We start from the raw sequence: 12,830 nt of genomic DNA, 5'->3' as shown, positions 1-12,830 counted from the left end.
CGTTGCCGGCGGGCGGGCGCGGCCCCTCCCTCAAGGTGCCTTGGCCCCATGGTAGACGCGGGGCTGTCGGCTGCGTCCATCTGCATACGTATTCATGGCGCCACGCGGTGGCGCGCCTGCCGCACTGGCTTATGGTCCGGGTCTGCCAACGGCGCCTTGGGAGGGGAACTGCCGATGTCACCTACTGCTGTACGCGCGGCAATCGCGCACCTGCTCGGTCTGGCCCTGCTGGTCTGGGCCACGCTGGCACAGGCCACGCCACAGGTAGCCAGCGTCGAGTCACCGGGTAAGGTACTCAAAGTCAGCCTGGTGCTGGACGGCGGCACCGCCCGCTATCGCGTCGAGCGTTTCGGCGAGCCCGTGGTGGAGGATTCGACGCTCGGCTTCGCCCTGCGCGATGGCCGCCTGGACCGCGATTTCACCCTGCTTGGCCAGCAGCGGCGCAGCGTCGATGACCGCTGGGAGCAGCCGTGGGGCGAGCGCCGGCTCACCCGCAACCACTTCAACGAACTGACCGTGCAGCTGGCCGAGACCACCGGCAGCAAGCGCCGGCTGGATGTGGTGTTCCGCGTCTACGACGATGGCCTCGGCTTCCGCTACGTATTCCCCGAGCAGCCGAACCTGCGCGAAGCCATCATTGATGACGAGCTGACCGAGTTCGCCATCGCGCAGGATTCCACCGCGTGGTGGATCCCTGCCGGCGAACCGATCCACTACGAGTACCTGTACCAGCGCACGCCGCTGCGCGAGGTTCCGCTGGTGCATACGCCGATGACCCTGCGCAGCCGCGATGGCCTGCACGTGGCGATTCACGAGGCCGCGCTGGTGGACTATGCCGGCATGTGGCTGCGCCGCACCGAGGGCCAACGCCTGCGCGCGCAGCTGTCACCCTCGGCAGAAGGCTGGAAGGTGCGCCGCGGCCTGCCCTTCGCCACGCCGTGGCGCACGCTGCAGATTGCCGACCGTGCGGGTGGCCTGGTCGAATCAGACCTCATCCTCAACCTCAACGAGCCCAATGCACTGGGCGATGTGAGCTGGGTGAAACCGGCCAAGTACCTGGGCGTGTGGTGGTCAATGCACCTGGACAACGAGAGCTGGGCGACCGGGCCGAAGCATGCGGCCACCACCGCGAAGACGAAGAAGGTGATCGACTTCGCCGCCGCGCACGGCTTCCGTGGCGTGCTGGTGGAAGGCTGGAATCCGGGCTGGGACGGCATGTGGGTGGGCAATGGCTACGACTTCGATTTCACCCGTGCCACGCCTGATTTCGATATCGAGGCGCTGTCCGCCTACGGCCTGAAGAAGGGCGTGCACCTGATCGGCCACCACGAAACCGGCTGCGCCATCGAGCACTACGAGGAGCAGCTGGGCGCTGCGCTGGACCTGTACGCACGGCTGGGCGTGGACCAGTTCAAGACCGGCTATGTCTGTGACGACGGCCAGGTCGACCGCCGCAACCCCTCGGGCGGCCCGCTGTGGCGCGAGTGGCACGACGGTCAGTTCATGGCCCGCCACCATCTGACGGTGGTGCAGGAAGCGGCACGCCGGCACCTGTCGGTGAACCCGCATGAGCCGATCAAGGACACCGGCCTGCGCCGCACCTATCCCAACTGGATCGCGCGCGAAGGCGCACGCGGCATGGAGTACAACGCCTGGGGCCAGCCGCCGAACCCGCCGGAACATGAGGTCAACCTGGTGTTCACCCGCATGCTGGCCGGGCCGATGGATTACACCCCCGGCATCCTCAGCCTGAAGGGCCGCCACGGCCAGGCCATTCCCAGCACGCTGGCACGCCAGCTGGCGCTGTACGTGGTGCTGTACAGCCCGATCCAGATGGCCGCCGACCTGCCCGAGCACTACCTGCAGCATCGCCAGGCATTCCGCTTCATCGAAGACGTGGCGGTGGACTGGGAGCAGAGCCGCGTGCTCGATGGCGAAGTGGGCGACTACGCGACGATCGTGCGCCGCGACCGCAACAGCCGCGACTGGTTCCTCGGCAGCATCACCGACGAGCACGGCCGCGTGCTGCCGGTGTCGCTGGGCTTCCTGGAGCCGGGCGTGCGCTATCGCGCCGAGATCTACCGCGATGGCGAGGGCGCGGATTTCCGCAGCAATCCCTTCGCATTCGCGCGCGAAACCCGAGAGGTGACCAGCGCCGACGTGCTGACGCTGGTGCTGGCACCGGGGGGTGGACAGGCCATTCGTTTCACGCCGCTTTGAATGCCGCGGTAGTGCCGGCCGCTGGACGGCAACCCGGTGAACGCGATTGCCGGCCAGCGGCCGGCACTACCGCAAACAGAACCTGAAAGCGATTACATCCCTGCAAACGCCATTGAATACGTATGCAGGGTGATTCCCGCGAAGAACGCGCTGCCTACCATAGCGGCGACGACAGCGGCCACCGCGTCGCACGTCCACGGTCACTCCTGGACGTTCACGAATCGATCTGCAACATTGCCTGGGAGGGGAAAATGTTGAACCACAAGCGCAGCGCGCTGAGCATCGCGCTGGCCGTTGTCCTGGCGCCGACGCTGGCGTCGGCACAGTCCACGCAGAGCACCACCACGCCGGCCGCCACCGCCGCCACCAACCTGGATACGGTGCAGGTCACCGGCATCCGCCGCGGCATCGAGAACGCAATCGCGATCAAGCAGGACGCCACCTCGGTGGTCGAAGCGATCTCCGCCGAAGACATCGGCAAACTGCCTGACGTCAGCATCGCCGAATCCATCTCGCGCCTGCCCGGCCTGGCTGCCCAGCGCGTGGCCGGTCGTGCGCAGGTGATCAGCGTGCGTGGCCTGTCGCCCGACTTCGCCACCACCCTGCTCAATGGCCGTGAAGTGGTCAGCACCGGCGACAACCGCGGCGTCGAGTTCGACCAGTACCCGTCCGAGCTGGTCAACGGCGTGACCGTGTACAAGACCCCGGACGCGGCGCTGGTCGGCCAGGGCCTGTCGGGCACCATCGACATGCAGACCGCACGCCCGCTCAGCTTCGGCGAGCGCGTGATCGCAGTCAGCGGCCGCTACCAGAAGAGCTCCCTGGGCCGCGCTGCCAACATCGACCCGTATGGCAACCGTTTCAGCGCCAGCTACATCGACCAGTTCTTCGACAACACCCTGGGCATCGCCATTGGTTATGCGCACAGCGACATGCCGATCCAGGAGAACCAGGTCGGCGTGTACGAGCCCTGGACCACCGAACACACCGACAAGGGCGAGCGTCGCGGAATCGCACCTGGCACCTACTTCACCGATGGCATCAAGGCCCTGCGTCGCACCGGCAACAACAAGCGCGACGGTGTGATGGCAACGATCCAGTTCCGCCCCAGCAACAGCTGGACCAGCACCTTCGATGCGTTCCATACCGAAGCCGAGCAGATCGACACCGCCAACCAGTTCGAGCTGAGCCTCAGCGGCAACGGCGAGGACAGCAACAATCCCAACGCGATCCTGCCGGTGTTCAGCAATGTCGGCCGCAATGCCGATGGCAGCTTCACCGGTGGCACGATCAACAATGCGTACCCGCTGGTGCGCGGCATGTACAACAAGCGCAAGGACAAGATCGATGCGTTCGGCTGGAACAACGAGTTCAACGTCGGTGGCGTGAAGCTGGTCGCCGACCTGAACTACTCCAAGGCGACCCGCCGCGAGATCAACCTGGAAAACAACCTGCAGCTGGTGCCGCGCCCGCAGTTCGACACGATCGGGCTGGTGGTGAACAACAACAGCTTCTCGCAGATCACGCCGGGGCGCGACTATTCCAATCCGGACAGCCTGTTCCTGACCAACACGATCTATGGTTCCGGCTACGGCAAGGTGCCAGAGGTGGAAGATCGCTTGAAGGGCGCCAAGCTGGCGGCGACGCTGCCGGTTCCCGAGGCCATGTCCAGCTGGTTCTCGGATGTGGACGTGGGCGTGAACTATGCCGACCGCCGCAAGCAGAAGGCCCAGGCCGAAGGCAACATCCTGCTCGGCGCCCAAGGCGAATCCACCATCGCTCCGGACCTGCAGTACCGCCCGGTCAACCTCGGTTTCGCCGGCATCGGCTACATCCCGTCGTGGAATGTGCCGGCAGCCGTCGGTCGTTACATGACCTTCAACCCGGTCGACAACCTGGACTACCTGATTCCGAAGTCCTGGACGGTCGAGGAGAAGATCACCACGGCGTGGGCACGCCTGAACATCAATACCGACATCGGCGTGGTCGGCGTGCGCGGCAACATCGGCGTGCAGATGCAGCACACCGACCAGAGCTCGGATTCGCGCTACTGGGACAGCTCGCAGCCGGCGGGCAGCAACATCCAGCCCTTCTCTGCCGGCAAGACCTACAAGGATTGGCTGCCAAGCTTGAACCTGGTGTTCATGTTCCCGCACCAGCAGACGCTGCGCTTCGCCGCCGCCAAGCAGGTCGCGCGCCCGCGCGTGGACCAGATGCGTGCCGGCCTGGAATTCGGCGTGGATACCAACAACGGCCGCCCCGGTGGCAGCGGTGGCAATCCGCTGCTGGATCCGTGGCGCGCCACCGCGCTGGATCTGTCCTATGAGAAGTACTTCGGCGAGAAGGCCTACGTGGCTGCGGCGATCTTCTACAAGGACCTGAAGAGCTACGTCTACACGCAGTCGGTGGACAACTACGACTTCAGCGGCCTGCTCGGCAACTACGTGCCACCGCCGGGCATGACCGCACCGGTGCTGACCACCGGCACCTTCTCCACGCCGCAGAACGGCAAGGGCGGCACGTTGAAGGGGCTGGAGCTGACCGGTTCGTTCCCGTTGGAGATGCTGACCGACAGCCTGCGTGGCTTCGGCGTGCAGGCCAGCGCAACGTTCAACAAGAGCGACATCACCATCCTGGATCCGGAAAGCGCCAACAGCGTGGGCACCGGCCCGATCAGCCTGCCGGGCCTGTCCAAGCGTGTCTACAACTTCACCGCCTACTACGAGCGCAGTGGCTTTGAAGCACGCGTGAGCCAGCGACGCCGCTCGGACTTCATCGGTGAGATCGGCAACTTCAACGGCAACCGCACGCTGCGTTACGTGGTGGGCGAGAACGTGACCGATGCACAGGTCAGCTACACCTTCAGCGACAGCAGCAGCCTGCGCGGGCTGACCCTGCTGCTGCAGGGCAGCAACCTGACCAACGAACCGTACCGCACCTACGCCGGCAGCAAGGACCGCCCGCTGGAATACATCGAGTGGGGCCGCACCTACATGCTGGGCGTGAACTACAAGTTCTGACCACGACCGGGTAGTGCCGGCCGCTGGCCGGCAGCGACTCATCGGAAACCCGCTGCGCAGGCAGCGGGTTTTCTTTTGCGCGGATGCCGGCCGTTGGTCGGCAAGGCCCATCCACGCATGGCGTGGATCTACTGGTTGGGGTGTCTCTGGGTAGATCCACGCCATGCGTGGATGCCTTTCGCCGGAAGCCCACCCACAAAAAAGGGACGGGGCGCTTCGGCCCCGTCCCCGCAAGTACCGCCACCGGAGAAAACGGTCAGCTGCGTCGGGCGCAATACACCGCGCGCGGCGGCAGCTGGAGTTCATTGCCCTGCACCGTGCCCGCATCCGGGCCTGGCACCGCCACCTGCTGCCAGTTGCCCGGCGGCAGCGGATGGCTCACCGCTTCGGCCGACAGGTTGAAGGCCAGCAGGAGGGTTTCATCTGCAAGCATACGCTCGAACAGCAGCACTGGCTCGGCGCTTTCGATGAATCGGATGCTGCCATGCAGGAGTGCCGGCTGGCTATGCCGCCAGGCCAGGAACCCGCGGAACGCAGCCAGGACCGAGTCCGGGTCGCGCTCCTGCACCGCCACGGCCGCGGCACGGTGCTCGGGCGGGATCGGCAGCCACGGCTGGCCGGCGGTGAAACCGGCCAGCGGCGCGTCGGTCCACGGCAGTGGGGTCCGGCAGCCATCGCGGCCCTTGAAGTTGGGCCAGAAGGTAATGCCATAGGGGTCCTGCAGGGCCTCGAACGGCACCTCGGCCTCGGCCAGGCCCAGTTCCTCGCCCTGGTACAGGCAGACCGAGCCGCGCAGCGAGCACAGCATCGCCACCAGCATCCTCGCCAGGCGCGGGTCAGCCGGGTGGCCGCCCCAGCGGCTGACCGCCCGCTCCACGTCGTGATTCGAAACTGCCCAGCACGGCCAGCCTTCGGTCATCGCCGCTTCCAGCCGCGAAACCGTATCGCGGATGTAGGCCGCGCTGTAGTCGTCCACCAGCAGCTCGAAGCTGTAGCCCATGTGCAGGCGGCCATCGCGGGTGTACTCGGCGGTGGTGGCCAGCGAGTCCTCCGAAGATATCTCGCCCAGGCTGACCGCCCCCGGGTACTCGTCCAGCAGCGCGCGCAGGCGCTCCAGGAACGGCAGGTTCTCCGGCTGGGTGTTGTTGTAGTAGTGGTACTGGTAGGCGTACGGGTTGTCCGGGCTGAAGCCGCGCCCCACCCGCTTGTCGGCGGGCTTGGCCGGGTTGTCACGCAGGCGCGCATCATGGAAGCAGAAGTTGATCGCATCCAGGCGGAAGCCATCCACGCCGCGGTCCAGCCAGAAGCGCACGTTGTCCAGGGTGGCCTGCTGCACGTCCGGGTGATGGAAGTTCAGGTCCGGCTGGTCCACCAGGAAGTTGTGCAGGTAGTACTGCTCTCGGCGCGGCTCCCACTGCCAGGCGCCGCCGCCGAACAGCGACAGCCAGTTGTTGGGCGGCGTGCCGTCCTCGCGCGGGTCCGCCCATACGTACCAGTCGGCCTTGGGGTTGGTCCGGTCCTGGCGGCTCTCGCGGAACCAGGCGTGCTCGATCGAGGTATGGCTCAGCACCTGGTCGATCATCACCTTCAGGCCCAGACCGTGCGCCTTGGCCAGCAGGCGGTCGAAGTCGTCCAGGCTGCCGAACAGCGGGTCGACGTCGCGGTAGTCGGCGATGTCGTAGCCGAAGTCGGCCATCGGCGATTTGAAGAACGGCGAGATCCAGATCGCGTCCACGCCCAGCGTTGCGATGTGGTCCAGGCGCTGGATGATGCCCGGCAGGTCGCCTACCCCGTCGCCGTTGGCGTCAAGGAAACTGCGCGGGTAGATCTGGTAGATGACGGCTCCGCGCCACCATGGATAGTGCGACATCGACAGCCCCCCTCCGGGCGTGCGGGACCCGCCGGGAGCGGGCCGAAATCCTGATGCCGCAAGCTTAGCGGTGGCCTCACGGGCATGGCGCAACCTGCATACGTATTCACGCAGGCGGCATCCGTGGCCGGGCCGCGGACGCCGGTCTGCCCGGTTTGCGCCCGAATTCACAGGCAACGCCTATAATCAGCGATGAGCCTGAAAGCCTGATCGCATGACCATCACCGAAGACACCCGTCCCGCCCTGGGCCTGCCCCAGATCCAGTCGCTTGCCGCGGCCGACATGGCCGCCGTCGACGCCCTGATCCGGCGCCGCCTGTCCTCGGACGTCGTGCTGATCAACCAGATCGCCGACCACATCATTTCCGCCGGCGGCAAGCGCCTGCGCCCGATGCTGGTGATGCTGGCCGGCCATGCGGTCGGCCAGGCCGGTCCGGACCACCACCAGTTGGCGGCGATCATCGAGTTCATCCACACCTCCACCCTGCTGCACGACGACGTGGTGGACGAATCCAGCCTGCGCCGTGGCCGCAGCACCGCCAACGCGCTGTGGGGCAACGCGCCCAGCGTGCTGGTCGGCGACTTCCTGTACTCACGCAGCTTCCAGCTGATGGTCGAGCTGGAGCGCATGTCGGTGATGCAGATCCTGGCCGATGCCACCAACCGCATCGCCGAGGGTGAAGTGCTGCAGCTGCTGCACGTGCACAACCCGGATACCGACGAAGCCGCCTACCTGCGCGTGATCGAGCGCAAGACCGCGGTGCTGTTCGCCGCCGGCACCCGCCTGGGCGCGCTGGCCAGCGGCGTGGATGAAGCCACCCAGCAGGCCCTGTTCGACTACGGCATGCACCTGGGCTACGCGTTCCAGATTGCCGACGACGTGCTGGACTACTCGGCCAATGCCGAGGAGCTGGGCAAGAACCTGGGCGACGACCTTGCCGAGGGCAAGGCAACGCTGCCGCTGATCCACGCCATGGCCCATTCGGACGCCGCCACCCGCGAGCGCCTGCGCACCATCGTGCAGGACGGCGACGCCTCGGCGATGCCGGAAGTGCTGGCCGCGATCCGTACCACCGGCGGCCTCGAGTACAGCCGCCACCGCGCCGAGGAATACGCCGAAGCCGCCGAACGTGCGCTCGATGGCCTGGCCGACAATGATGCCGTGGCTGCCCTGCGCGGCCTGGCCCGCTACGCGGTGCAGCGCTCGCATTGATGGGTTGAGGTGTGCCGACCAACGGTCGGCACGGAAACATCGGTGACTACCGACCGATCGCGTTTACCGCATCGTAGTGCCGACCGCTGGCCGGCAACCTCATGATGCTGCGGATGTCACGGGAATGCCGGCCAGCGGCCGGCACTACCGCTGCACGGATCAACGTTTCTCGAAGCGCTCCTCGAAGAACTCATCCAGCGCCTTCCAGGCGCGCTTGGCCGCCCGTTCGTTGTACTGGCAGCCTGGCGGACTGTTGGCATCGCGCTCGGCAAAGCAGTGCACCGCGCCGCTGTAGTTGGTGAATTCCCAATCGACCTTGGCCGCGTTCATTTCTTTCTGGAAGCTGCCGATGTCCTCGGCAGTCACGCTTTTGTCGTCGGCGCCGTTGAGCACCAGCACCGACGGGTGGCTGCCACCAGCCTGTGCGGGCAGCGGCGAACCCAGCCCGCCGTGCAGGCTGACCACCCCTGCCAGCGGCGCACCGGCACGGGCCAGCTCCAGCACCGTGGTGCCACCGAAACAGAAGCCCACCGCACCGATCCGGCTGGCATCCAGCGGTGCCTTGCCGGCCTGGGCCTTGAGCACGTTCACCGCCTCCAGCGCACGCGCACGCAGCAGCGGCCGATCATTGCGGAGCTTGGTCGCCACCGGCCCGGCCTCGGCATCGGTCTTCGGCCGCACGCTCTTGCCGTAGACATCGGCCACCAGCACCACATAGTCATCGCCGGCCAGCTGCTTGGCCTTCTCGACCGCCGATTCGTTCACGCCTTTCCAGTTCGGCACCATCACCAGCCCGGGGCGCTTATCGTTGTCGCCGTCGTCATAGACCAGCACGCCGCTGAAAGTCGTGCCGTGGTGCTTCCACTCCACCGGCTGCGTCTTCATCGCCGCCCACGCCGGCATCGCCGCCAGCCCCAGAACCACCGCCACACTGCATCGCCAACGATTCATGCGCCTGCTCCGCAAGAAAAAGGGGACGGAGGGGATTAAGCCGTATTCGCCCCTCCCGCGTCGCATTCTGCATTGGCGACGTGACGCAGGTGTGGTTGGATACGACTTAATCCCCTCCGTCCCCTTTTTTCTGCATGAACCTTGTTGATCGCTTTCTGTCTGGCCTGATCCCCCGCCTGCCTGCCGAGGATGCCCCGCAGTGGGCCCACGTGCAGGGCGCCAGCGGCGAAGACCTGCAGCGCCTGCGTGCGCAGTGGCCTCAGGTGCCAGACAGCCTGCTGGAACTGTTGTCCCGCGTGGATGGCACCCACTTCCGTGAGTACCCCGGCGGCGAGGTCTGCGTGCTGGTGCTCGGCTCGGACGTGGAGGACGGCGGCTATCCCTACTACCTGCGTTCGGTTGCGCAGATCTTCGAAGACCAGCAGCAGTGGGACGACAGCATCCGTTCGATCTACGAAGAGTGGCTGGATGACGAGCCAGAGATCCTGGGTGAGGGCATCGACGCCGATCTGCCGATGAACCGCCGCCTGTGCTTCTCGCACTGCATGAACAACGGCGGCACCTCGATGCTGTACCTGGATTTTGATCCCGCGCCGGGCGGCGCGGTCGGCCAGGTGGTGCGCTACCTGCACGATCCGGACAGCTATGCGGTGATCGCGCCCAGCTTCGATGCGTACCTGCAGCAGTTGATCGACGGCGGCTACGCGTTCATCGAAGACGAACAGTAGATCCACGCCATGCGTGGATGAATTTCTCCGGAGGTTGCCGGCCAGCGGCCGGCACTACCTTCAAGCGATACCCAGCCCGGGAATCGCGCTGATGCTCTCCGGGTCAAACCCAGCCAGCTCAGCGAAATGACGGCCACGCGCCACGTAATCCCGGTAGGCACCAAAGCTCGGCGCGCCCGGCGACAGCAATACCACCCCGCCTTCAGAACCCAACGCGGCACGTGCCAGCGCCATTGCCTCGGGCAGATCCGCCGCCGCGTGCAGACCGAAGCGACCGGCATCGGCCAGCGGCTGCAGCATCGCGTGGATGCGCGGGCCGTTGCTGCCCATCGTCACGATCTCCACCGGCGGCACGTCGTGCGCCATGTGCTGCATGAAATCGGTCCAGTCCAGGCCACGGTCATGCCCGCCCACCAGCAACGCGATGCGCTGCCCGGCGAAGCACTCCAGCGCGGCCAGGCTGGCATGCGGCGTGGTGCTGATCGAATCGTTGACGTAGGTCAGGCCATCGGCCGCGCCGATGCGCTGCAGGCGATTCGGCAGCGGACGGAAATCCTGCACCGCCGGTGCCAGCGCCACGGCGTCCAGCCCCAGCGCTTCCAGCGCCGCCAGTACCGCACAAAGGTTGCCGCGGTTGTGGCGACCCGGCAGCGGCGTGTTGCGGGTATCGAACACGGCCTGCTCGCCGCGATGCACGATGTCACCGCGCATATGCCAGCCCTGCGGCTGGTTGAACCAGACCACTTCGCTATCGGGCAGCCACAGCGCAGCCAGATGCGGATCGGCGGCATTGAGCACGGCGATGCGCGGTGCGGCTTCAGTCACCAGCCGCAGCTTGTCCTCGATGTAACGTTGTTCGCTGCCATGCCAGTCCAGGTGTTCGGGGAACAGGTTCAGCACCACCGCCACCTGCGGGTGGGCGCCACTGCGTGCCACTTCGCCGGTCTGGTAGCTGGACAGTTCCACCGCCCAGTACTCGGGCGTGGGCTGCGGATCCAGCACTTCCAGCAGCGGCAGGCCGATGTTGCCGACCAGGCCGGTGCGGTGGCCGGCGGCACGCAGCAGGTGCGCGACCAGCGCGGTGGTGGTGCTCTTGCCCTTGGTGCCGGTCACGCACACGGTGTCGTGCACGATGCCATCGGCACCCGCATGCTCGGCAAACCACAGCGCGGTGCCACCGATGAAAGTGGTGCCCTGCGCCGCCGCGGCCAGCGCGATCGGCTGGTACGGGCTGATGCCGGGCGATTTGATCACCACGTCGAACGCGGCCAGCGCTTCAGCAGAAGGCTCGCCACGCACATCCAGCACGCCCTGTGTTTCCGCACGCGCGGCCTCCACTTCGGCCGCCGGGCAGAACAGGCTCAGGCCAAGCGTGGGCAGGCGCTCGCGCAGCACCGCAAACGCGGCGCGGCCCTCACGGCCCCAGCCCCACAGCGCAACGCGCTTTCCTTCAAGCTTCGAAATCTTCACGCACCCGTTCCCACAGCGCAGCCGGAACGCGGTGCTCGCCCTGCAGCTGCAGCAGCGGTGCCAGTTCCAGTTCGGCGGCATCCAGCTGCGGCTGGATCTCATTGCAGAAGCGCTTCACCAGCACGTCTTCCTTCCACTCCGGGCGCTGCGCCAGGGTCGCCATCGCCGCACGCGATTCGCGGCCTTCGCCCACGCACTCGAACGGCTTGTGGTCCTGGAATTCCAGCAGCGCGTCGAAGCCGCCGGCCTGCTCGGCATCGTCCAGCAGGTTGCGGCCGAAGATGCGCACCAGGCGCGTCTTGGGCATGAACGGGGCCAGCGCCAGGAACACGAAATGGCACTTCGGGCAGACACCGCACCAGCGGTTCACCGGGCGCTCGCCGAGGATGTGGAAGTTGCGGTTGCAGCTGGAGAAATGCGCGTCGTAGAAATCGGTCTTGGCGAACTGGCGGGCCACTGCCAGCTCCGACATCGGGCGCAGCAGCGAATAGTACTGCAGGTCCGCCGCTACGTGCGTCTGCACATGGCTGCCGAACGCCTGCTCGAATGCCCAGCCCTTGGACCACTGGTGGTTCACTTCGCCGGTGCCCGGAATCTGGCTGCCGTAGCTGGCCGAACGTTCGTTGGAGAACACCACCTGGTCCACGCCCTGCAGCAGCGCGGCCAGCACCATGATCGCCGAGTTCACCGCAGTGACCGGGATATGCCCGTTCCACGCACCCTGGCGGTTCAGCTCGAACAGTTCCGGCGCCAGCGCGCGGCCCAGGTTCAGCGTCGGCAGGCCGGTGCGTTCAGCGCAGGCACGGATCAGCTGCGAGCCACCGATCCAGGTCACCGTCTCGTCCACGCCGGCACGGCGCAGCGCTTCGATGCTGACCAGCGAATCCTTGCCGCCACCGATCGCCACCAGCGCGTGCGGCTGCAGGCCCAGCACCGGCGCCTGCACTGCCTCGCCCTGCACCGGCAGGCGGAAGCGCCCGCGCAGGTTCAGGCCGTTGCGGTAGGCAAATTCACCCAGGCCATTGAGGTAGACCGTCTCCACCAGCGCAGCGGTATCGGCATCGATGGCGTAGCTGTCGATGCTGACCGTCTCCGGCACGCCCGCCTTGTAGTAGCTGACACCGGCGATCAGGTGCAGCAGCTGCAGCGGCGCTGCACAGCGGCGGTACGCGCTTCGTCCAGCACGAACGGGGCGCCCGGCACGGTGATGGTTTCCACCATCTCCGGGCCGTCATCAAAGGCGTAGACCAGCTTGGCCACGCCGGTGTCCGCGGCGAATTCGCGGCGGACGAAGCGGAAGCGGGAAACCTGGTGTTTGTCGAAAGCAGTCATGGTGTATCCGGTCAGGCACGGGCCCG

General features: G+C 66.5%; 7 protein-coding genes and 1 pseudogene. 4 read left to right on the top strand and 4 right to left on the bottom strand.

The genetic code is table 11. The features are described from left to right. Positions 1 to 168: 168 nt before the first annotated feature. Positions 169 to 2,220: a glycoside hydrolase family 97 protein gene (locus ACZK2V_RS05710; protein WP_486323306.1), complete on the top strand. Its 2,052-nt coding sequence runs from the start codon at positions 169 to 171 to the stop codon at positions 2,218 to 2,220. 251 nt (positions 2,221 to 2,471) lie between these two features. Beyond that, on the top strand, positions 2,472 to 5,240 hold the full coding sequence (locus tag ACZK2V_RS05705) for a TonB-dependent receptor (RefSeq protein ID WP_486322987.1): 2,769 nt from the start codon (positions 2,472 to 2,474) through the stop codon (positions 5,238 to 5,240). A 256-nt stretch (positions 5,241 to 5,496) separates the two neighbouring features. On the opposite strand, the gene ACZK2V_RS05700 is transcribed toward ACZK2V_RS05705, so the two are convergent. Further along, positions 5,497 to 7,110, bottom strand: a complete 1,614-nt coding sequence (locus ACZK2V_RS05700) for an alpha-glucosidase (protein ID WP_486322986.1) — start codon at positions 7,108 to 7,110, stop codon at positions 5,497 to 5,499. Between the two features lie 214 nt (positions 7,111 to 7,324). Here ACZK2V_RS05700 and ACZK2V_RS05695 point away from each other — a divergent pair, with 214 nt between their 5' ends. Beyond that, positions 7,325 to 8,323 (top strand): polyprenyl synthetase family protein, encoded by a 999-nt coding sequence (locus ACZK2V_RS05695; protein WP_486322985.1) that lies wholly within the window; start codon positions 7,325 to 7,327, stop codon positions 8,321 to 8,323. A 159-nt stretch (positions 8,324 to 8,482) separates the two neighbouring features. On the opposite strand, the gene ACZK2V_RS05690 is transcribed toward ACZK2V_RS05695, so the two are convergent. After that, a complete protein-coding gene (locus tag ACZK2V_RS05690; protein ID WP_486322984.1) occupies positions 8,483 to 9,274 on the bottom strand; it encodes a dienelactone hydrolase family protein in 792 nt (263 codons plus the stop codon). Positions 9,275 to 9,408: 134 nt separating this feature from the next. Here ACZK2V_RS05690 and ACZK2V_RS05685 point away from each other — a divergent pair, with 134 nt between their 5' ends. Then, positions 9,409 to 10,002: an SMI1/KNR4 family protein gene (locus ACZK2V_RS05685; protein WP_107433659.1), complete on the top strand. Its 594-nt coding sequence runs from the start codon at positions 9,409 to 9,411 to the stop codon at positions 10,000 to 10,002. A gap of 60 nt (positions 10,003 to 10,062) precedes the next feature. On the opposite strand, the gene murD is transcribed toward ACZK2V_RS05685, so the two are convergent. Further along, positions 10,063 to 11,472, bottom strand: a complete 1,410-nt coding sequence (gene murD / locus ACZK2V_RS05680; protein WP_486322983.1) for a UDP-N-acetylmuramoyl-L-alanine--D-glutamate ligase — start codon at positions 11,470 to 11,472, stop codon at positions 10,063 to 10,065. After that, positions 11,453 to 12,804 (bottom strand): annotated as a pseudogene (gene murL, locus ACZK2V_RS05675) (UDP-N-acetyl-alpha-D-muramoyl-L-alanyl-L-glutamate epimerase). The gene murD and the pseudogene murL overlap by 20 nt, the downstream one beginning before the upstream one ends. Positions 12,805 to 12,830: the final 26 nt, after the last annotated feature.

It is taken from the genome of Stenotrophomonas sp. 93052_Sma (genome assembly GCF_056481145.1).
This window is presented reverse-complemented; position numbering and strand designations above follow the sequence as displayed.

What these genes read in the sequence shown, in the direction of transcription:
- ACZK2V_RS05695 (WP_486322985.1), top strand. Translation starts at nt 7,325, where the DNA reads ATGACCATCACCGAAGACACCCGTCCCGCCCTGGGCCTGCCCCAGATC.
- ACZK2V_RS05705 (WP_486322987.1), top strand. Translation starts at nt 2,472, where the DNA reads ATGTTGAACCACAAGCGCAGCGCGCTGAGCATCGCGCTGGCCGTTGTC.
- ACZK2V_RS05685 (WP_107433659.1), top strand. Translation starts at nt 9,409, where the DNA reads ATGAACCTTGTTGATCGCTTTCTGTCTGGCCTGATCCCCCGCCTGCCT.
- ACZK2V_RS05690 (WP_486322984.1), bottom strand. Translation starts at nt 9,274, where the DNA reads ATGAATCGTTGGCGATGCAGTGTGGCGGTGGTTCTGGGGCTGGCGGCG.
- ACZK2V_RS05700 (WP_486322986.1), bottom strand. Translation starts at nt 7,110, where the DNA reads ATGTCGCACTATCCATGGTGGCGCGGAGCCGTCATCTACCAGATCTAC.